At 45.7% G+C, this 22,512-nt stretch carries 16 protein-coding genes and 1 riboswitch; of the genes, 2 read left to right on the top strand and 14 right to left on the bottom strand.

Annotation, left to right across the window (positions count from 1 at the left end; translation table 11 throughout):
• The first annotated feature begins 90 nt into the window (after nucleotides 1-90).
• Nucleotides 91-582: a pilin gene (locus ACFFJH_RS14300; RefSeq protein WP_390213538.1), complete on the top strand. Its 492-nt coding sequence runs from the start codon at nucleotides 91-93 to the stop codon at nucleotides 580-582.
• 104 nt (nucleotides 583-686) lie between these two features.
• Here ACFFJH_RS14300 and ACFFJH_RS14305 read toward each other — a convergent pair whose 3' ends face one another.
• From ACFFJH_RS14305 to ACFFJH_RS14345, 9 genes are all read right to left on the bottom strand, one after another.
• Nucleotides 687-2,969, bottom strand: a complete 2,283-nt coding sequence (locus ACFFJH_RS14305) for a TonB-dependent receptor plug domain-containing protein (RefSeq protein ID WP_390213539.1) — start codon at nucleotides 2,967-2,969, stop codon at nucleotides 687-689.
• A 424-nt stretch (nucleotides 2,970-3,393) separates the two neighbouring features.
• On the bottom strand, nucleotides 3,394-4,851 hold the full coding sequence (locus ACFFJH_RS14310; RefSeq protein ID WP_390213540.1) for a cobyric acid synthase: 1,458 nt from the start codon (nucleotides 4,849-4,851) through the stop codon (nucleotides 3,394-3,396).
• Nucleotides 4,852-4,877: 26 nt separating this feature from the next.
• Complete coding sequence (locus tag ACFFJH_RS14315; RefSeq protein WP_390213541.1) at nucleotides 4,878-6,206, bottom strand: cobyrinate a,c-diamide synthase; 1,329 nt, start codon at nucleotides 6,204-6,206, stop codon at nucleotides 4,878-4,880.
• A 115-nt stretch (nucleotides 6,207-6,321) separates the two neighbouring features.
• A complete protein-coding gene (locus tag ACFFJH_RS14320) occupies nucleotides 6,322-7,104 on the bottom strand; it encodes an ABC transporter ATP-binding protein (protein ID WP_390213542.1) in 783 nt (260 codons plus the stop codon).
• Complete coding sequence (locus tag ACFFJH_RS14325) at nucleotides 7,101-8,123, bottom strand: FecCD family ABC transporter permease (RefSeq protein ID WP_390213543.1); 1,023 nt, start codon at nucleotides 8,121-8,123, stop codon at nucleotides 7,101-7,103. Before ACFFJH_RS14325 ends, ACFFJH_RS14320 begins: the two co-directional genes overlap by 4 nt.
• 121 nt (nucleotides 8,124-8,244) lie before the next feature.
• Complete coding sequence (locus ACFFJH_RS14330; RefSeq protein ID WP_390213544.1) at nucleotides 8,245-10,107, bottom strand: TonB-dependent receptor domain-containing protein; 1,863 nt, start codon at nucleotides 10,105-10,107, stop codon at nucleotides 8,245-8,247.
• Nucleotides 10,108-10,311: 204 nt separating this feature from the next.
• Nucleotides 10,312-10,530, bottom strand: a riboswitch (cobalamin riboswitch).
• A gap of 95 nt (nucleotides 10,531-10,625) precedes the next feature.
• Nucleotides 10,626-10,979 carry a PilZ domain-containing protein gene (locus ACFFJH_RS14335; protein ID WP_390213545.1) on the bottom strand — a complete coding sequence of 118 codons (354 nt, stop codon included), beginning with the start codon at nucleotides 10,977-10,979 and terminating at the stop codon, nucleotides 10,626-10,628.
• A gap of 136 nt (nucleotides 10,980-11,115) precedes the next feature.
• Complete coding sequence (locus ACFFJH_RS14340) at nucleotides 11,116-12,780, bottom strand: hypothetical protein (RefSeq protein WP_390213546.1); 1,665 nt, start codon at nucleotides 12,778-12,780, stop codon at nucleotides 11,116-11,118.
• Nucleotides 12,777-13,640: an ABC transporter ATP-binding protein gene (locus ACFFJH_RS14345; protein WP_390213547.1), complete on the bottom strand. Its 864-nt coding sequence runs from the start codon at nucleotides 13,638-13,640 to the stop codon at nucleotides 12,777-12,779. Before ACFFJH_RS14345 ends, ACFFJH_RS14340 begins: the two co-directional genes overlap by 4 nt.
• Before the next feature lie 314 nt (nucleotides 13,641-13,954).
• Here ACFFJH_RS14345 and ACFFJH_RS14350 point away from each other — a divergent pair, with 314 nt between their 5' ends.
• Nucleotides 13,955-16,468 (top strand): ATP-binding protein, encoded by a 2,514-nt coding sequence (locus ACFFJH_RS14350; protein WP_390213549.1) that lies wholly within the window; start codon nucleotides 13,955-13,957, stop codon nucleotides 16,466-16,468.
• A gap of 109 nt (nucleotides 16,469-16,577) precedes the next feature.
• Here ACFFJH_RS14350 and thrC read toward each other — a convergent pair whose 3' ends face one another.
• From thrC to ACFFJH_RS14375, 5 genes are all read right to left on the bottom strand, one after another.
• On the bottom strand, nucleotides 16,578-18,050 hold the full coding sequence (thrC, locus tag ACFFJH_RS14355) for a threonine synthase (protein WP_390213639.1): 1,473 nt from the start codon (nucleotides 18,048-18,050) through the stop codon (nucleotides 16,578-16,580).
• 200 nt (nucleotides 18,051-18,250) lie between these two features.
• Nucleotides 18,251-19,201 (bottom strand): patatin-like phospholipase family protein, encoded by a 951-nt coding sequence (locus ACFFJH_RS14360; RefSeq protein WP_390213550.1) that lies wholly within the window; start codon nucleotides 19,199-19,201, stop codon nucleotides 18,251-18,253.
• Nucleotides 19,202-19,216: 15 nt separating this feature from the next.
• The gene (locus ACFFJH_RS14365; RefSeq protein WP_390213551.1) at nucleotides 19,217-20,089 is read right to left on the bottom strand and encodes an acetoacetate decarboxylase family protein; all 873 of its coding nucleotides are present in this window, start codon (nucleotides 20,087-20,089) and stop codon (nucleotides 19,217-19,219) included.
• An 18-nt stretch (nucleotides 20,090-20,107) separates the two neighbouring features.
• Nucleotides 20,108-21,166 (bottom strand): alpha/beta hydrolase family protein, encoded by a 1,059-nt coding sequence (locus ACFFJH_RS14370; protein ID WP_390213552.1) that lies wholly within the window; start codon nucleotides 21,164-21,166, stop codon nucleotides 20,108-20,110.
• Nucleotides 21,167-21,238: 72 nt separating this feature from the next.
• Nucleotides 21,239-22,495, bottom strand: coding sequence for a metallophosphoesterase family protein (locus tag ACFFJH_RS14375; protein WP_390213553.1), 1,257 nt, complete (start codon nucleotides 22,493-22,495; stop codon nucleotides 21,239-21,241).
• Nucleotides 22,496-22,512: the final 17 nt, after the last annotated feature.

Below are 22,512 nucleotides of genomic sequence, written 5' to 3' on the forward strand. Positions count from 1 at the left end.
AACAATTCTGTTGCTGGTGTTAATTCCTTGTTAGAATCGCAGCTACTCTTCTACTCTTTAGTGCGCAGACTAAACACCGAGCTAAACAATATGAAAAAAATTCTTGGATTCTCTTTACTAGAAGTGATGGTAGCCGTCGCCATCATTGCGATCTTAGCTGCGATTGCGCTGCCTTCTTATTTCTTCAAAATCATCCGAGAACAAATTGAATCTACCATGCCATTAACGGAAGTGGCGAAGACGCCGATAGCAATAGCGTGGAAAACCGAGCAAATTATGCCAGTCGATAACGCTGCCGCCGGCATCCCAGTGCCCGATAAAATCGTCAGTAATCTAGTAAAAAGCGTCGCGGTAGAAAACGGCGCAATCCACATCACTTTCGGCAATCGAGCCAATGGCGCATTGAAAGGCCGCATTTTAACTTTACGTCCGGCGGTCATCGAAGACGCGCCCGTAGTACCCGTCACATGGGTATGCGCAGATGCAGAAGCACCAGAGAAGATGGTCATTAAAGGTTCAAACCGCACTACCGTAGAGAAGCAACATTTACCGCCTATGTGTCGCGCGCGTGGGAATAAATGACAAGCACTCATTTTGCGTAATGAGTCAAAACAAAAAATGCCGCAGAACAGAGCTAGTCTCTCCTGCGGCATTATTATTAGCTTAGCTTAGAACTTGTTTCCAACTTAGAATTTGTGTTCCAAGTTCACACGCACCGCCACGTTAGTTGGTGATTTGCTAGTACGAACCAAAGAGCCGGATGCATCAGTATAAGTGCTAGAGGAGATATTATCCTGATGCAAAGCATTGCCTAAAGCGACGCGTAAATTAGTCTTATTATCAAATTTCCATAATGCATACACATCCAAAACGCGTTTAGGAATACCGTAGTTAGTTAGATTCCCTGATATACGCACCAGACCTGCGTTTTGAAAACTCAAATTACCACCCACGGTCAAAGGCAACGCGTCCGATTTATAATCAATACCAAAGTTGGCACTGACTGGCGTTTGTGAGTCCAGACGATTATTCGGTCCTGGCACAGAACTGATTTTGGATGAGTTAAATGCCAAGTTCGCGCGGAAATCAATTGCTGGTGCGTCATCGATTAATGTGCGTAAAGGGAATTTAGCATCAAACTCTACTCCACGTGTACTTGCAGAACCAGAGTTCGTCGGCATAGAGACGAAGCGAGACTCACCATTTTGATTGATATATTTTTCAATCGTAGTCAGTGTAAAGTCCTCTATTCTGCGCATAAAGAAATTCACGCTCAAAATTCCGCCGTCAGTTAAATAATGCTCAAAACCGGCGTCTAATCCCCACGCCAATTCCGGTTTCAAATTCGGATTACCTTGACTGTCAGGGCTAGTTTCCGTGTTATTCGAACTGATGAAAAGGCGAGGAATCAATCGTCCCGTATCGGGCGCTTTGTAAGTACGGGTAATGCCCAATCGCACCTGATCATTCTTACTTCCAGGGATCTTATACAGTGTCTGCAAAATCGGACTTAAGACACTAGAACGATTTTTAATTTCCTTGTAAGCGCTTCCTGCACTTGTCGTGTCGATGCCTTCCCAACGAACACCAGCGTAAATAGACAGGGCTTTGGAATAATTCCATTCATCCTGCACGAACAGGGCTAAGCGATTTACGTCAGCGCTGTAAGTTTCATCCGTATTATTTGCTCTGATTGGCCCGTTACCAGTCAGTACATCATTGCGTTTTGATGAGTCACTGCGCTTACTAAAGCCACCATCCCAACCTGCCGCCAAGGCATGATCTTCTACAAATGGTGCAGTATACTTACCACCGTAAGTGAATCCATTATCGGTGCTTTCTGAGCGATAAGTACGATTAAGCGTTTGACCAATCGACGTTCCTAATGAATCGTTTTCACCTTCACGTTGGTTATAGTTGGCACCAAAACGCATATCCAATTTCGCACTATCAGCTAGCTTACGCACATAATTGAGATTAGTTCTGATCGAGGTACTATCGGAAGAATTATTTGAAGTCTCATTCAAAATTAAATAGTCATTCGTCTTATTGGTGACGGTCGACTGCACATTACGATTCGTAAAACGATTCACATTTAAAAAACTCTGTGAGGTTAAGACATCACCATTTTCCAACATCCAGTTTATGCGCGGTGAGATGCCAATTGATTGAAATTTCCCTTGGCTCTCTGTTTTACTTGCGTGCGCATAACTTTTATTTGGATCAACATCGGTACGCACCTCAGTGCTGCTATCGGGACGACCAAACTCGCCATGGGTTAAATTTCCCGAGACTGAATAAGACATTTTGCCGACCTTATCGGACAGCTGCAAACTAGCATTCGCACCATAATGGCCATTTTCTTCACTCGCACCTAATTTCAACTCACGTTGTGCCGTAACGATCGCTTTTTTCAATACAATATTAATTGCACCAGCAATCGATTGCGTACTCAGTTCAGCGGTCGCTGCGCGTATCACTTCGATGCGTTCAATATTATCTGGCGACAAAGAATCGAGCGAGAATCCTGGAGGGCTAGGTTCGCCGTTCAACATAATTTGAGTATAACCAGCGCCCAAGCCACGCATGCGAATCGCACCACCACGGCCTTGTACCCCACCGATAGTCACACCTGGCAGACGCTTCAATACATCGCCAATATTGGTGTCGCCATAGCGAACGATATCTTCTTGAGTAACGACGATCTTGCTGGCGGTATCTTGACGACGTTCGTCGTAACCTTTGGCACCGCTGATTTCAACTTTTTGTACTGCCGTTGGAGCTGCAGGTGCTGCTTGTGCTGCTGGCGTTGCAGTTTTCGCAGGCGTTGCAGGTTTTGCTGGCACTGCCTGCTTTGGTTTCGCCTCCACTTCCGTAGTAGTTTGCTGTGCCATAGCACTTGAACCATACGCCAACATAAGCGCCAGAGGAATTGAAGCTAAACGAAATTGAGTTGATGCTAAAGACATATAAATACCAAAAATGATTAATGATGGTGCTTCGACTTAGGGTTTCCCAAGAAAGTTCAGCACGATACCCTAAAGGAAACACTTTGATACAAAACCTAATGAGAATGCAACAAAGTAAGCAAAAAATGAAACTTAAAGCAAAAAACAAGCACTCTAGCCGCACATTTATCTATCGCTCGCTACGAACTACTGTGCCTTTGGCACAAAGCACCTAAGCTCGACGCATCATGAGATTTAACTACGCTTACCAGACTTAAATGAATGTGGTCGAAACCTGGGAGCGAAGAATCAAGGCAAATAATTAGGGTAAATAATTAAGGCGCGGATTATACCTTGTCCTGAAAAAATTGCGATGGATGACAACAGGCAAGGCCATATCATTACAAAATGAAAAAACCAAGTCTAGACCAACGGGAATTGAGGATCAGGGCAATTGACGTAAAGCTTGCAATAGAGGGATGCAAGCATCCGCCACCCGATTAATACTCTGTTCGCGCAAGGCATTCAAATCAACAGTCACATCACTTTGCAAACCTGCCCATTTCAGTATTGCCTGGCAGGCCTCTGGATGATCAAATAGGCCGTGTAAGTACGTTCCTAAAATCAGATCATCTGGAGAGCGCGTGCCTTCTTCCTCTCTCTTTTCGCCTTCACTCATAATAAACGCAGGCAATGTGTCACTACTGGCATAAGTCACACCCATATGAATTTCGTAGCCACTAACCCGCGCAGCAGGGATATCACCAAACGCACATACGCCTTGCACTTGCTGTAAGCGTTTTTCTTTTGTGAGCTCAGTTGTAATATCAAGCAAGCCTAAACCTTCGGATTCGCCGGCCTTACCTTCCACGCCATGTGGGTCACTGACGATTTGACCCAGCATTTGATAACCACCGCAAATGCCTATTACTTTTCCGCCGTAACGCAGATGTTTTTCTAAAACTTGCTGCCAACCACGTTGTTTCAAAAAATCCAGATCATTGCGGGTGTTTTTACTGCCCGGCAGAATAATCAGATCGGCAGCAGGAATCGGATGATCCGGTCCTATGAATTGCAGATCAACATCGGGGTGCGCCCGTAATGCATCGAAATCGGTATGATTGGCGATGCGGGGAATCGCTGGCACAATCACACGAAATTTACCTGTGCTACTTTGCTTCACTTGTATCGCATCTTCTGCGTCTAACATCAGTCCGTGCAAGTAAGGCAAAACGGCCAGCACAGGCTTAGCTGTTTTCTGCTCTAGCCATTTCAAACCCGGCTCCAACAAACTAATATCGCCACGAAAGCGATTAATGACAAAGCCAATAATCCGATTTTGCTCAGACTCTGACAGACAAGCCAAAGTCCCTAAAAAATGGGCAAACACACCACCTCGATCAATGTCCGCCACCAAAATAACGGGGCAATCCACGGCTTCAGCAAATCCCATATTGGCGATATCTCGTGCTCGCAGATTCACTTCTGCCGGACTACCCGCACCTTCTACAATGATGCTCTCGTATTGCGCTTGCAAACGGGCATATGATTCCAACACCGCTGACATCGCCACCGTTTTATATTGGTCATAATCACGGGCATCCATATCCGCCCGCACTTTGCCATGAACAATAATTTGCGCACCGGTATCTGATGAGGGCTTAATCAAAATCGGATTCATGTCTGTATGTGGCACCAAGCCTGCGGCCTGCGCTTGCAGCGCTTGAGCTCGACCTATTTCGCCACCATCTTCAGTCACGGCGCTATTGAGTGCCATATTTTGCGGCTTCATTGGCACTACACGACAAGCTTCACGTTGCAGCAAACGACAAAGCGCTGCAACCACGGTACTTTTACCCGCATCCGAAGTCGTACCTTGCACCATCAGAGTTTGAATTTTCATGCTGATATCACTTGAAATTGATGTTGTTACAGTTGCGGCAAAAAGAAAGCGGCACTAGCGACTGGATTGGACGGAAAGTAAGCATGAAAATACGACGCGTGTAAGCCTTGTTTGCGATAAATAGCTTCACCCTGTTGTTGGTCGCGCTGACGGATAGTCCAATCCGCGACAGGGAAACTGGTTTCAAATTTAGAGTAATGAAAAGTATGTCCACGCAACTCACCTGATGGCGTATTCATCGACTGCATACCGAGAGCCGCAAGTCGCTTTTGCATGGTGATTTTACCGGGCAATAATCCGGCTAATGCCCACGTTTGATCCGTGGTGTCGCTTAAGCTTTCTACCAGACTCAACATCCCACCACACTCGGCATATATGGGCTTTTGGGCAGCATGAAAAGCGCGTATCGAGGTAGTCCATCGTTGCGCCTCATTGAGAATTTTTCCATGCAATTCGGGGTAACCACCTGGTAGATACACCGCATCGGCCTGTTCAGGTATTGCTTCATCGGCTAAGGGCGAAAAATAGACCAAGCTCGCGCCCATCTCTTGCAAACAAGTGACATTTGCCGGATAAAGAAAAGCAAATGCAGCATCACGCGCAATCGCAATGACTTTATGCTCCAACAAACGTGGTAGCTCAGGTGAATTCAGCGCTTGCAGTTCTTCTTCCTTGAAATGACTCGGTAACAAGTTCGTCCATATATCTTCTTGCAATTGCACTTGAGCCGCCAACTCATCGAGTAACTCATCGATGTTGGCGACTTCGTCGGGCAACACCAAACCTAAATGTCGTTCGGGCAGAACTTTCTCCTGACGCGGCAAACTAGCCAGCAAAGGAATTTCCCCCAAAGCACTCTGTATCATTTGCAGATGTCCAGCAGAAGCAACGCGATTAGCAATTACACCAGCCATCTTGACCGGGCCATAATCACGCAGACCCAGTACCACCGCCCCTAAAGTCTGCGCCATCGAAGAGGCGTCAACGACCGCCATGACAGGCACTCCAAATGCATTCGCCAAATCTGCTGACGATGGCGTGCCATCATATAAACCCATGACACCTTCGATCAAAACAATGTCGGACTCGGCCGCCGCTTGCGCCAACAAACGACGACAAGCTGGCAAGCCTAACAACCACAAATCCAAAGACAATACAGGCGTACCACAGGCTTGTGCTAAAACCATAGGATCGATAAAGTCCGCGCCCGTTTTAAAAACACGAACGCGTTTTCCTTGATTACGTAAATGACGTGCTAAAGCGGCGGTCACCGTTGTTTTGCCCTGACCAGACGCGATCGCTGACACCATGACTATCGGTGCAAAACTTCCTGTTGAAACTAGCTTACCTGCCATACAAATCACTCCTGAATTCTGCCACCATTCTTCATTTTTACGTTGTCTATGTTCGTTTCAAATCGACACCGCGCTACTCAACCTGCGCTACTCAACCTGCGCTACTCAACTTGTGTTACTTGACGCTAGGCAAAAATAAAGTTTGTTCGCCATGCACAAAACTCTCTATAGGATGTCCAAGACAGAGGCTCAAATTCTGTGCTGTCATCACTTGCTCTTTAGCGCCAGAGAGATATTCACCGCCCGGCATCATTAATAAGGCATGCGTTGCGATACCGTAGGATAAATTCAGATCATGACTGACCATAATCACTGCTTTATTTTTTCCCACGCATTCATCTGCTAACAAGCGCATCACGCTGACTTGATGACTCAGATCAAGCGCATTGGCAGGTTCATCCAGCAACATCAATCGTGCATCTTGCGCTAGCAAAGCGGCGATGGCGACTCTTTGCCTCTCACCGCCAGATAAGCTGCGCACATCACGTTGCGCCAACTCCTCGACATCCAATAAACGCAAAGCTTGTATAGCAATTGCATGGTCTTGTGTTGACTCCCAATAATGCGTGTCGTGATAGGGATGGCGCGCACTTAGCACTGTTTCGATCACTCGATAAGCAAAAGCATCCACTCGTGATTGCGACAAAAAAGACCGTTCGCGTGCCAGCGCTTCTATACCCCAGCTTGGTAGGTCTTTTCCATTTAACTGTATGCATCCACCTTGACTATCACGCAATCGAGCGAGACATCGCAACAAGCTACTTTTACCAGCACCATTACGCCCAATCACGCACCAACATTCGCCTGCAAGCACTTGCCAATCCAGATCGGCTAATAAGAGTTTCTCACCAGCCTTCAAAGTCAAAGCTTGTGTCTTCAATAGCGCTTGCGAACTCATCGTGGTCTCCGCAACTGATGCAATTGCATCAAAAATACAGGCACACCGATTAATGCAGTGATCACACCAACCGGCAATTGATGCGGCGCGACCACGGTACGCGCTAAGGCATCCGCAATCACCAGAAAAGTTCCGCCAGCCAAACTAGCAACTGGCACCAATAAACGATGGTCTGGCCCCAAAGCAAATCTACAAGCATGAGGAATAATCAAACCCACAAAACCAATACTACCAGCAGAGCTCACTGCACTCGCTGTCAACAAAGCGGCACACACAAAAAGTAACTGTCGTAAGCGCCCGATGTGTATGCCCAAGGTTGACGCATTATCCGCATGCATGGCGGCGACATTAATCGATCTGGCGTGTTTCATCACCATGCCAAGCACCAGTAGCAAAATTATCCAAGATAGATAGCGCGGTTGAGTATTCGACAGATCACCTATCATCCAAAACACCATGCCACGCAAACTACTATCTGGTGCGATTGATAAAAATAAAGTCACCAAAGCGCTGCACCCGGCAGCCACGATAACGCCCGTCAAAAGCAACAAAGGTGCACTTCCCTCGGAACTACCGGAACCACGCAAATCACGATAGGCGAGGACAAACAATAAAACCGCTACCGCAGTCGCACCACCAAATGCAGCTACATCAACCCAAATACCCAATCCAAAAAATAAGATAGTCGCCAAAGCGCCTACGGATGCGCCGCCTGAGAGTCCTAGCACATAAGGATCTGCCAGAGGATTTCGTAATAGAGCTTGCATCAAGACGCCTGCTAGCGCCAAACTGGCTCCGGTCACAAAACCGGAAAGCGCGCGCGACAAACGCAGATCAAGCACACTACTTGCGAGTGTACTGTTTTGCCCCTGTATCAAATCAGCAAGCGCCTGCCATAATTCTGTCAGTGATAAAGTCACCGAACCTATCAGACAAGCAAAAATCAAACTTGCTAGTGACAGCAAGCCCATTCCCACTAACAAAGACACGGCACGTTTCTGTGCGTTTGCAATTGCCATCGCAACCCTATTTAATGTAGATCTACTTTTACGTACTTATCATGACAGGCCGATTTATCCAAGCGATCAGCGAGCACGTCATAAGCCTGTTATAGGCACGAGCACTCGCTGGTTTGATTTATTACTTAAATCCGTAATTCAAACCCAAGTAGAAATTTGAACCTGGGGTACGATAATTTTTCGCGAGCTCGTAGTCTTTATTCGCGATGTTATTCCAACGCCCCAATATCGACCAGTTTGCTGCCACCTGATAAGTCGCGACCAAATTCACAATGCCATAACCGGCTAAACGGATTTTGTTTGCCGCATCATCAAAACGCTCATTCGACAAAACAGTTTCTAAACCCAAGCTCAGATCAGACATGCGATAGTCGATACCGAAACTCGCATGCTGTTTAGCACGACGCGCCAAACGCTTGCCTGTCGTTTCATCTTTAGGATCTTGAATGTCGACCGTTGCACGCAAATTGAATTGGGCAACTTTAGTTGATGCACCGACTGTAAAACCGGACAAACGCGCCTTATTCACATTGAATGCACATCCATACAAATGAGTCGCTTTTTCAACTGGACAAGGACTGGTGTTGACCAGTAAATCGGTGATTTTATTATCGTAGTAGACGGCACTGATCTGCGTCACCGCGTCATCGTAATACAAACCGATTTCAGCGTTTTTGCCGACTTCAGGTTTGTTCGATGCGACACCATAGCCTGGGTAATACAATTCATTAAAAGTCGGTGCGCGGAAACTCGTGCCATAGCTGGCGTTCACACGTAATACATCACTCAAATGATAGCCATACGCAAGGCTACCGGTATTATGCTTGCCGTATTGGCTACTATCATCTTGACGCGCACTAAGGCTAGCTTGATGCGCATCGGATTTCAAAACATAGGCGACAGCAAAAGATCTAGTATCACGCTTGCCGCCAAGACCCTTGGTATCCGTGCGCACATCTTCTTTTCTATCTTCAACGATAAATTGCAAAACGTCTTTGCCCAAGCTCACATCGTTCTGCCAAGTCCAGCCGCTCTGCTTCGTATCGGCCTGGCTCTTGCCATAGGATGCATCACTAAATACGCGATCATTCGTACGGGCAAATTGCAAACTGGAATTCCAATTGCTCGCTAACTTGGTTCTAATGAAGCTCACCATATTATCGAATTTTTGCTGACCACGATCTCGGTAACCTAAGCCTGCATCAAAATCCACGTCCAAGGTGCTTTGAACGAAGTTCACGCCGACGTTAACATCTGTCGCGATTTTCCAAGACAAATTACCATTGAAACTTTTTTGCGTATAACCGTCACGGTCTGGATTGTAGGTATAAGTACCTGCACCTGGCTTGGATGCCGAGAAACCGTCAGTGCTTTCTCTGGCAGTATTAAATCCATACTGAAAATCATTTTCTGAGGAACCAAAAACACCCGCTTCCCATTTACGCAAGCCTTCGCTACCTACACCAAAACTTAGACTAGTACGTGCCTTAGGGCCGGATTTTTTGGTGAATAATTGAATTACACCACCCATCGCATCCGCACCATACAAGCTGGACAAAGGACCATAGACGATCTCGATACGTTCGATTTGACTTAAAGGAATGCTGCTCCAAGTCGCACCGCCTAAAGTGGAAGAGCCGATACGCACGCCATCCACAAATACCACGCTTTGCGCGTTAGCAGCGCCGCGGATAAAGATAGATGACACGGAGCCGGCACCGCCAGTACGAGAAATTTCAATACCACGCTGTTGTTGCAACAAATCGACGATACTGGTCGCACCGGATTTCATGATTTGTTCTGCGTTGATCACGACGTTATCGGCCAGCACATCTTTGGCAGCCTGTACTTGACGTGTGGCAGTAATCAATACGTCTGCTACCGCATTATCACTACTATTGTCAGCACCTGCAAAAGTCGGGGCGGAAATGAAGCAAGATGCCACAGCGAGGCTGAGCACAAGGGGTTTGGATTGTTGGATCATGATAAATTCAAAAAAATAAGTCGGGCGTGAGATGCTTGCTCATTGCCCAAGCTAGTTGCAAGCTGCCGACGTCCCCGTTGGCTGCTTGAATACAAAGTATGGAAAGTGGTGGAAGCTGAGCTTGCACTCAGTCTGCTTGATATTAACTACGTGCTTTGTTTGAAAACCAATGCCAAGAATTCATAGCCGAACCTTCCCGTTCGTCATACTTCACTTGTCTTGGCCGGTATCCGGGCTGACAAACCTCACCATCACACCTTCCCATGCAAAGCACAGTGATTAACAAGATAGCTACATGATCTCAATTAAGATCAGACGTTTGTACACCGTTGCGGGGGCAGCACACGTATGCAATTGCATGGTGTTTCCCGTTTAACCGCCGACATGATTATGTCCGCGAGCACCAAAACATGGCCATTTTAACGTTTATACGGGATAGGGACAAGGAAAAGCCTGCATCTGCTGGCTTTCAACTGGCTATCAGCTGGCGGATAGATTACTTACTTGACTCTAGAATCTTAATCAGGATCAAACTTACTGGCCAAGGACACCCAGGCATTGATTAAATCACGGTGCATACTAGAGATGCTCACGAATTTCACACCTATTCTGAATTGTTCCCCACTCAAGACGCTGTGCGTTAGTACCACAACACAGTCCACCTGATACTGCATGCTCGAGGATTTATCGATGTTTGGAATTTCCACACTTAAGGAATACTCCCGATCGGCCATTAAAGCTTTAGGGCACAAAAACAAAAAACCACTGCTACCGACATTAATAATTTTTATAGGCACAAGTTTTGCATTGTCCATGTTGATTGTGCCGCGCCAAGTCACATTAATTCTAGGTGTTTTACGAAGTTCAAACATAGTGAGCAAACATCGACCTTTTTAGACAATGTTCTTATAACATTAAAATTAATTGCATTTTACGATATTTACTTCACTATGCCCTACTCTGCTCGACTCTCCTCCACTTCGCCCTTGCGCCAACAAAGTTTCATTTTTACGAGAGTTTCCAACGGTGATAAAACAATCCTGCGACACCAACGACTAAAGCGACGCCAAATTGCTGCAGAATATTCGTCATAGTGGCTGCAGCATTTAGTCCAAAAATATCGATTACTGGCACTTTAGGTGCTTGCGTCGACAAATATAAAGTGAACAGATACAAAGACATAAAGGTTTTAGGCGTATTAGAAGTTTTTCCTAAAAAATTGGCGGCGGCACTCATACTCAAAATGCCGACGAATAAAGCCAATGCCTGCACCGGAGAAATAAAACTTAAACGAAATATGATCACTCCCACGAACATTAAGCCCAAAGTAACGCTCGCCATAAAATGTCTAATGTAACGCCAATCAGCACCACCACGCCCCGCTGCCGTCATCGACTCCATCGCAGATTGATAATCGCGGGTGCTGACATCACTCATCATCACGCCCCAATAGGCCACCGCAAACAAACCCAAACCGGGCAAAGCAGATAAGTTAATCAACGCAGAGATACTGATGACCAAAATCAGCACCAAAATAGAAAACGGTGCACTGACCAAGCTCAAAGCCACCTCGCTCATGACCTGCCCCAACATTCCGGAAGCTTTAGCCGACCATAAAAATAATGGATGCACCTGCTTGGCCAAAGGACGACTCCAGACATTCAACATCTCTAAGGGAGAACGACGTTTTTTTGCATGTGATGCTTTCACTTTATCAGGTGAGAAGCGGTGAAACAAAGGGATCGCTAAACCAACAACACTCAAAGCAATCACAGCACTCCCAAGGCGCGTCAGAATCATATCCGTGGTCCACATCATCGCTGGCAAAGTAATCGGCGTAATAGCTGGATCAAAACTACTGGCTCCCAAAGAAAAACTATTAGTCATCAAATGTGTTTTCAAAGTAAATATTGTGGTCACCAAACCGCTAAAGTCCCACATAAGCCAATACGAAAAACCACCACTCAGATCATCAATTTTTGACACCAAAGAAATTTGAAAAATCCATACAAAAAAGTACAGCACGTCGCCAGCCTTACCCATCAAAAACGGCGTACTATCAAACAAGATAGCCGCACCAACCGCAGAAAAAATCATCGGTACGAGAACCAACAAATAGGTCTGCAGATAAATCAAAACTTGTACCGTCCCATCTCCACGTAGCACTTGTAACAACATCACTGAACACATGGCCACCATAATCAACAACAAGATATACGCCACACCACCCAGCCAGCGACTGAATAAAAACAAAGTATTACTGACGGGTGTCGAAGCAATCACAGCACCGATACCACTACGTATGTCCTCGATAATACGTCCGCGTACCAAATAAAAACTAATCGCGGCTAAGACAAAACTCAGCAAACTCGCACTACCCATGGCCAGTGCTGAACTGGTGTAGAGCACACGAGCATGATTAATCGACATTAGACTTGATCCCGTTTTTGGATCAACGATCATGCTCCAACTAATGACTATCATCGCGATGACTGCCAGCAAACTACTGATACGGCGCATACGCAAGCGCACTTCATTAGCACATAAGACACGGATCAAATGCAGATGCGAGATGAAATTCATTTTCCGACTGGCATTGGAAGTATTGGATGCAATAGAACCCGTTGCAGCGACGGCTCTGGTGACAAGGAGTGATGAAGTATCGCGCATCATGCCACCTCTTGCAGAGAGTAGCGTTGTGCCATCAAAGCGTCTTCCAAATTAGGCACGACCATTTGAGCTCGTGCATGTGGAGAGTGTGGATGTGCGATCCGCACATGCATGATGTCGCCTTGTCGTTGCGCATGCAGTACCTGTACTTGATGGCGCAAATTTTCATACTCATCATTACTTAATTGCACACTCCAAATCTGTCCATGGGCTTGCGCTATCATAGACTCTGGCGTACCAAAGCCTATCAATTTACCCGCACGCATTATAGCTAACTCACTCGCGACACTCTCAACATCAGACACGATATGAGTTGACATGAGCACTAATTTTTCCTGTCCCAATTCCGCCAACAAATTACGAAAACGCAGGCGCTCTTCTGGATCAAGTCCAGCTGTCGGTTCATCCACAATCAAAATATCAGGATCATTCAACAAGGCTTGCGCGATCCCCAGACGTCGGCGCATACCACCAGAAAATGTAGCAGCAGAACGGTGTGCATGCTCGGTCAAATTAACCAACTCTAATAAATGCCGGATACGATCAGGATCACGTACTGCTTTTAAGGCGGCAAAGTATTGCATAAACTCCAGCGCACTAAGATTAGGATAAACACCAAAATCTTGCGGCAAATAACCAAGGCGTTGGCGAATCGCATCTGGCGATTTCACAATATCCACGCCTTGAAAAATGATCTGACCACTGGTGGGTTTGGTTAAGGTAGCGATCATTTGCATTAAGGAGGTTTTACCAGCACCGTTATGACCAATCAAACCGACCACGCCACGCGACAGGCTCAAGCTAAGATCATCCACCGCAACCGCTTTACCGAATTTTTTTACGACCTGAATAATGTCTAACATGATGTGTCCCCTCATAACTAAGTCTCAATAAGTCTCGACAAGTATCGATAAATTGCTAGAAGCCACAGCAAATCTCATTAAGTTTCCATAAGCCGTGACAGTTAATTTGATGAGACAAGCTTAAATGAAAGCCTTTATGAGCAGCAGCGCTTTGAGACAAACTGCACAAAACGGGGCTTAGTCCGACAAATGAGCGAAGTAAAACAAAGTCGAGCGCGAGCGCAAGGGCTAAATCTCATGTCAATAGTCCTAATTCCAAGTAGAATCAGAAAAGCCACAGCGAACTGATTACGATCCCAAAGGGATACCGAAGAATGCCAATTCCCACTTTTCATTTTCTTGACCACGAATCGGTGGGACGCCGCCTATTAGGACGGCTATTGCCTCTAATCGTTTTCTTAGGCACGGGTATCGCCACTGAACTCATTATTTTTGAAGGTCAACGTCGTCAAGCCAGCATACGTCAACAAAAACTGAGTAGCTATTCTGGTGAAATCAGAGCCATTATTGAATCAGAACTAAATGCCACGATTCACCTAGCTTCAGGCTTGGTTGCATTCATACAGGCAAAAAATGGTAACTACCAAATTCAAGAGATCAATCCTTGGTTGGGACAGCTAAAAAAAAACGAACGAGGTATCCGCAACATCACATTAGCACCCGGCAATCGGATACAACATATTTTTCCAATTCAGGGAAATGAATCGGTCATCGGACTGTATTTTCCTGATGTGCCGGAACAATGGCCTGTCATCAACAAGATCATCTCAAGCAAACGACCGGCACTGGTAGGGCCATTTCAATTAAAACAAGGCGGTTTAGCCCTCGCCTATCGAGTTCCCGTCTTCTTAGAAGACACCTCCTACTGGGGGCTGATTACCAGCATCCTCGATGCCGATCAGATCTTCCAGTCAGCCAAGCAAAGAGCACAAGCACTGGGTCTTAATTTTGCACTCATTGATCTGGACCATGGCGAGGCGTCCGTTAGCCTTTATAGCAATCTAGCGCCTAGCACCGGTCTGAACGTCGGCACCTTAGTCAAGGCGAACAACCGTGGTGACAAATTAGAAAATAACAATGGCGTTATCACGAAATTGAATTTCCCAGGCCGTGATGTAGTGCTCTACACCAGCTTACAAGATGAGGAAACGGGAAATATATTCAGTAACTTACAAAGAACCGCAGGATGGTTATTCGCTACGTTCATGGGATTCTTACTCGTCCGTATTTTTGCTGCCTATCATCGCCAGACGCAAACTTACTTTGCTTTGAATGAAAGTCAACAACGGTTTCTAAGTGTATTCAATGCAGCGCCTCAAGGTATGGCATTGATAGATGAAAATGGCAAATGGATTAGCGTCAATCCTATGTTGTGCGACATCTTGGGTTACGATGATCATTCCTTGCTACATGTTCCACCACATCGATTGTCCAGCAAACTCGGTATAGATAACTTGCAACAACGTTGGATAGCTCAAGGCCAAGCCCACCTACAGTTCGAGTTAGATTTGCGCCACCGGACAGGACGTTTGGTGTCATGTCAACTCAGTATTAGCTTAATCGCGCCTGAGCAACTAGGGAAAAAATATTGGATTCTTCAAGCAGTAGACATCAGCCGTCGCATCGCCGCAGAACGACAATTGCATAGTAGCGCCGAATACACGCAGACCATACTAGACAATGTTGCGGAAGGCATAGTGAGCACGACATTAAATGGTGACTTACGCTCTATCAATCCTGCGGCAATTGCAATTTGGAAGCTCAGTGCGACACAAGTCGCTGAGTTCCGTTACACGAATTTTCTTCAATTACTTAGCGGCATTGGGCACCTTGGTGACTTGAGCGATAACAGTGATATTCTCAGCCAAAGTCTCAACGATGAGCACTATAAGTCACTAAAAATTGCACAAGAAATTGATGACTACGTGCGGGACGTAAGGGATTACGGCGCCAGCCAAATCCCCTGTCTCAGGCTTGAAAGTAGTGTCGTCGATCAGCAAGGCAATACCATCCATATTGAATTTAGTATTTCTGCCACCGAACAAAAAGAAGAAACAGAATTAATTATCGTGATTCGCGATATCAGCGAAAGAAAACGATTAGAACAAATGCAAAGCGATTTCGTCTCCATCGTCAGTCATGAATTGCGCACGCCCTTAACTTCAATCATAGGATCGTTAAAATTAATCGAGGGCGGTGTATTTGGTAGCCTGCCGGATTCTTTGGGTAGGATGATACGAATTGCACTTCAAAACGGACAGCAGTTAGCACTGATCATCAACGACATACTCGACATGAATAAGTTAGTCGCAGGTCAAATGTCCTTCGACATTCAGGCCTACGCACTGATGCCTTTAATCAAAGAAGCACTTGAAAGTAACTCCGGCTTTGCAAAACAACACCAAGTAGAGATTCTCGTTCTTGATACGCTGCCCAATTGTAGGGTCATGGTTGATCCACTACGCTTGCAACAGATACTCTCGAATTTATTATCGAATGCGGCGAAATACTCGAAAGCGCAGGGAAAAGTTGAAATACGTCTAGAACCATTAGCGACGCATTTAAGAATCTCTGTGCAGGACTATGGCGAAGGCATTCCCCAAGAGGCACAAGCCAAATTATTTAAGAAATTTTCTCAAGTCGATAGCAGCAGCACTCGCAAAAAGGGAGGGACAGGTCTGGGTTTATCGATTGCCAAAGAAATGGTGCAAAGAATGCGGGGCGAGATAGGATTTACTTCCACCGAAGGGCTAGGCTCGGTGTTTTATTTCACCATTCCTCTAGCGATGGCATCGCATAACTTGGTCGATAGCGAACCTACTGATTAAATTCGATTTGCTGTCATAACCAATATGACGAATCAGGATAAAAATAAAAAAACGGATAGTGGCCATGTCAACTATCCGTCTTGTGAATCATGTCGTATTTACAGCCCTTTTACAGCCCTGTATGCTGAACGATGAAGGCTTTCATCGTTGCCACATCGGTTCCCATTACCTCAAAACGTTGCGGCAAACTCTCGATATTCTCAAAGCCCGACGGACGCTCAGCATCTCTTCCCAATGCTTCTTGTATGGTTTCATTGAATTTTGCTGGCAAGGCGGTTTCCAATACGATCATCGTGACATTGTCTTGTAAATGTTCGAGTGCAACTTTAATGCCATCGGCGGTATGGGTATCGACAGTAATGCCATACTCCTTTTCAACTCGACGTATGGTTTGCAAACGATCTGCATGGACCGACTTACCAGAAGCAAAACCAAATTGGGCGATTTTATTAAACTCATCGCCGTCGCTGCCAGACGCGCCAGACAGATCAAAGCCCCCTTCTGTTTCTACTTTCTTAAATAGCGCTTTGACGCGAGCCGTATCGCCATCTAACAAATCGTAAACAAAGCGTTCAAAGTTGGATGCCTTAGAAATATCCATGGAAGGACTAGTAGTGTGATAAGTCTCAGCCGATTTACGGACGCGGTATATACCGGTGCGGAAAAACTCATCAAGTACATCGTTCTCATTAGTTGCCACCACCAATTGCGCAATCGGCAAACCCATCATGCGCGCGATATGACCGGCACAGATATTACCAAAGTTACCCGATGGCACGGTGAAAGATACTTGTTGATCATTGCTAGTAGTCGCGGCCAAATAACCACGGAAGTAATACACCACCTGCGCCACCACGCGTGCCCAGTTAATCGAATTAACGGTACCAATTTTTTGACGATTTTTAAATTCCAAGTCATTCGATACGGCTTTCACCATATCCTGACAATCATCAAATACGCCGTCTACTGCGATGTTGAAAATATTCGGGTCTTGCAAACTGAACATTTGAGCTGTCTGAAATGCACTCATTTTTTTATGTGGTGACAGCATAAAAACACGAATGCCCTTTTTGCCCCGCATAGCATACTCAGCGGCACTGCCAGTATCACCCGAAGTCGCGCCAAAAATATTCAACTCCGCATTATTTTTAGCCAACGCATACTCAAACAAATTGCCCAGCAATTGCATCGCCATATCTTTAAATGCCAAGGTTGGACCATTCGACAAAGCTTGCAAAACCAGCTTCTTACCATTTTTTTCTTCTAAAGTACGCAAAGGTGTAATCGCCTGAGCCGACTCATCCTTACGTGCATTTTTATAGACTTCTGCCGTGTAGGTCTTGGCCGTAATCGCTTTCAAATCGGCTTCTGGAATATCGGTCGCAAACTTGCGCAAGACTTCGAAGGCCAAATCGGCATAACTCAATGAGCGCCAAGCATTCAATTCTTCAGACGTAACTTGTGGGTAAGCCTTAGGCAAGTACAAACCACCATCAGGCGCTAAACCACCTAATAAGATTTCAGAAAATTGAACAGATGAATCAGTAGATGCTGCGTAACCACGGGTAGACAGGTAATGCATGATGATGAATGAGAGATAAAGTGAAGATAAATAAGGGAAGTAGGAATTTCCCTTAATTATATCTTGCAATGCAGCAGAAATTTCGGCGATAACCGAATTATTGCGAAACTTAGGACGAATTTTCAATGGCTAGATTACAATCACCCACTAGTATCATCCAGAATGTGCGCCAGAACAAGCGACATACCAGATAGTCTCAGCTATACGCTCATACTAAGAATCTCAGGCTCGAAAGCCAGCCCTTGTGCTTCGAACTGATCAAAGTAACGCCTAGCGTCTGCTTTCCCCATACTGATTAATTGGGTATGTGTGATGCTACCTGTATATAGCGCCGTATCTAGCGGCAACGGCTGCGCGGGCTTTATCATGTGCAAGGTAATTGGCTTACTGTGTCCATACACGGTTTCGCCGTTGGCGATGCGGGTATTGATTTCTTTAATTTGCAGTAGCTCTTTAATCAAAGCGCCATTAGCGCTCATTTCTAACATTTGCACGTATAAGTTGATCGGATTTTTCCTGTACTGTTTGATATTACCCATAATCCAAATCAACCATAGTTCATTGGCACCACGTTTGACGGCATCCAGCAAATTGACGTCTTGAATAAAACCAGAATCCAGGAAAACTTCATCATTGATCGTCACTGGTGGCAAAGTACCGGGCAAAGACATGCCTGCCAACAAAAAATCTTCAGTCATATCTTGATGCAAGATCAGTTGATTCATTTTTTTGCCAAAATTACAGACATTAAAACTTCCCTGCACGCCAGATGCTGCGCGGATTTTTTCAAAGTCGATACCGAGATGGGGATACACTTTTTGTCTGAAACCTTTGGCTGAACTGGCCGCGACAAATTGCGGTGGCCATAGGTAATTCAAGAGCGGCATTAAGGAAATCGTATGACGCATTTTCAGGCTTCGCCAACGCTCGCATATTTCCTCAACGTGTAAGCCGGACAGCAACATCGCTAAATTTAGCGAGCCTCCAGAGGTTCCATCCATTAACTGAAATCGCAAATCACGAGCGAAAATCTCTGTTAATACACCAGCGGCATAAGATAAACGCAAACCACCACCTGGAAGCAATAAGGCTCGGGTAACTGGCAAGACCTGATCACCAGCGGCGCCCTGCGGAATATGTGCTAAAGCCATAAATTGTCTCTATTTTTATTGTGGTGGAATAGGAGCGTCTGGCGGTGATAACCAAGCTTCACTTTGAGTCAGATTAATAACGGATTCAAAACCCTCAGGTGCTTTCTTAGGTAATTGATCAAAAGTAAGAAACCAACTTTCAATGCGATCATCCAAAATCGCCGTAATCGATGGCAAATAAATTGTCGCCATCGCTGGGCCAATATTTAGTTCTTTCATCGCTTGCAAACGAGGATGGTCTCCAATCACAAATCGCGCTTTGGCCTTACTAAATAAATTGAAACCAAAATTCGTATTGAGAAAAATATCCGATTTCATCAACATACCGCGAAACGAACAATAATTCGACGCTTGCATCTTGATCGGCCACGAAGTGTTAGCTGGTTTGTCGATTTCTACATAGGTTACCAATTTTCCATCCAAGTCGTATTGACTGCTAACGGTACGCTCGTCGATTTTAAAATTCAAATGACCTTGGTGTTTAGGCATACCCCAAATACCTTTACCACCTTTCACAGATACTTCTGAAGATACCGGCAAATCAACGACGTACTGCCCCGTGTTAAACCATTTCATAAAAATCGCTGGCAACAATCGTGGTGCAGGTTTAGCGCCATGCGTACAAGCGATTGCGATACTGTATTCTATGTATTTGCCAATCGGCGTTTCACGATAATCAATCACTGTGACCACCAACAATCCCTTAGTCCACAGGCGCATGGGATGTATACCTGCAGGCAAAAAATCTTTGGCTTTCTCCGCGTCGATAGGAAAAACCGCCATCAAGGCAGGTGAATTCACAGCACCAACTGGTAACTTAAATGGAATACCATCGACGAGAGCAAATCGGCCTATGTAGTCTTTAATGCGTTTTGGAATACCAAACATAAATAGCTCCTAGTTTTTTTAATTTTTATCTAATTCAGCGAGAATTAAGGGGAAAGTATCGCGCGCGGCATGCTGTCCTATAAACACATCAAGATGACCGTAGTTGGGTAACACATGCAGGCTATGATAATTACTTTGTAAGCCATCAAAGTAAGCATGCGTTTTGATCTGGCTATCAGGTAAAAAACATAAATTATCAGCGCCTGCAAAAAACGCAAACCGCGCTTTTGTTTTAGGTGCTTGAGCGACAAAGCTAGTCGGTAAATCGGGGAAATTTTGTGCAGACAAAAGATGTCCTGCGCGAACACAGCGTGTGATTTGTTTGAAAAAAGTCAGCGGTACCGCAGCAAACTCATGAACCAACCAATCACCATGAGTCGCCTCATTTAAATTTTCGTGGCTCCATAAGGCTGGAAAACCGCTGCCATAGGTAAAACTCACTTGCTTACAGACTGGCTTATCACATTCATGATGGGTGAGGCTAATCAGTGCAGAAATGAATTTTGCGGGAACCGTAGGCGCCTCAATCCCCCAATGTGGATTGAGGTACTTGGTCATCGCCGCCACCATAGGCAGCATCCAATTGAGTTTAAACGCCGACCATGAAGGAACAATAGGATGCAAGGACACAGCATTGCTCACTATCACATTTACTTCTGGCACCAAGCCTGCGACTGCCGACATCATAAAACTGGTTGATCCCTGACAATGGATAATCGCCTTGATACTCTCTACACCCGTTTCCGCAATGATCTTCTTCACCGCATACGGATGATCGTATAACGCCGCCTGATCAAGCGTCCATTCATTTTCTGGGAAATCGATACTGGCGCGCCAGTTTTCTAACCAAACGTCATAACCTTCTGCGACTAACGCATCAACTATATTCGTCTCAACCGGGGCACGAAAGATATTCGCTCTCACGCCCGCGCCATGTACTAATAAAACCGGACCTTTGGTGGGAGCTTCTGAAGCGTGGCGGACATTGATTAAATTAAGCGGAAAGCCATCGCCTGCATTAAACGGTATCACACGTTCCTGATAGTTTCTTGCATCGTTCGTCACTGACGTCGTCATAAAACATCCTTGATTAAAATACCGACTGATTTTTATAAATTTTTTTGAATCCGCTTAGGATTTTCTGTTGATCTATGACTTCCAGCGCACACTGCCATCTTCACCTAACAGCGTTTCACTTAAACCCGCGCCGTCCAAACTTATTAGGGCATAACCGTTCAACACACGTTCAGGATAATTAAAATCACCTGCCAATTCGGTTTCGTACCAAACCACACGTTCATCGCCTTGAAATTCGCTTGCAACGCCGTAAGGAATTGCACCGTGCCCGACACAACGTCCGCGGAAATTACCTATCGTTTGGTAGCAGATACCATTGTGTAAATGGCCCCAATACCAGTAATCTGGTTCACGTCCCAAAGCCTGTTCGACTTGCTGATATAAAGCAGTCTTACCATCACCTAGCGCAGAATACCCCTCGTGATGGCTCAACACCAACAGTCGTTTATCCTTAGGTAATTGGGCTAACCACGCTAGTTGTCCTGCGTCGAGCACACCATCCATATACATAGACGCACATGGAGAAAAGTAAGCAGTGTCTAAACCTATCACCAACCAATCATCATTTTCCAAGGCAAAATAACTACACCCATTTTGCAAAGGAAAATTACGCGCGAGCTCTGCAAAATAGCCGAACGCACCGTTGTACATTTCATGATTTGAATTCAAAGTAAAACTACCGCGCATGCCTTGTGGCCAGTCACGCATATTGTTTTGTTCTTGCTCATTGGTTCCCGCGTAATAGACATCCCCTAAATGAATACTAAAATCAGGCTTGGCTTTCGCTACTAAGTTGGCGATTTTACTAGAGGCTGCATTGACTTCGAATGGTCCGGTACCCCAATCGCCCACGATGGCTAGCCGCAGTTGATTGGGTACTCGCAGTACGACGGGATTGCTCACAAAAGGAGCACGGCAGGTCCAATGCTCTAACCATTCCACCAAGGCTTCTGCCCAACGCGGATCGAGCAATTCCCATTGCCGACATCCAAGCAAAGTACCATCGGAGCGAACGATAGTGGCGAATTCCTCTGGCGTTTTGGGTAGAGGCTTAGCCCCATTTAATAAACCCAAGGCGCTTAGGCCGTGCACTAATTCCCATGGCAATTCATTTTTTTCGCGTTTGGCATTGGGTAGCATTGCCCTCTGCGCTTGCTGATGAGCCCTTTTTAATAGATCGAGTATGGCCGCCTGTTGAGCGCGGCCTTCTGAAAGATCGGCGTATACATCGGTTTTTAATTTATCCAACGCCGTCTTGGCTCTTTGCTGCAATCCCAAGAGGCGCGATTCCAATCCCGCAGCAATACTTTTCAGTTCTGACAATGACATGCTGACTCCGAAAAAAG

The sequence above is a fragment of the Affinundibacterium danionis genome, assembly GCF_042432465.1.
Taxonomy (GTDB): Bacteria; Pseudomonadota; Gammaproteobacteria; order Burkholderiales; family Burkholderiaceae_D; genus Undibacterium; species Undibacterium danionis.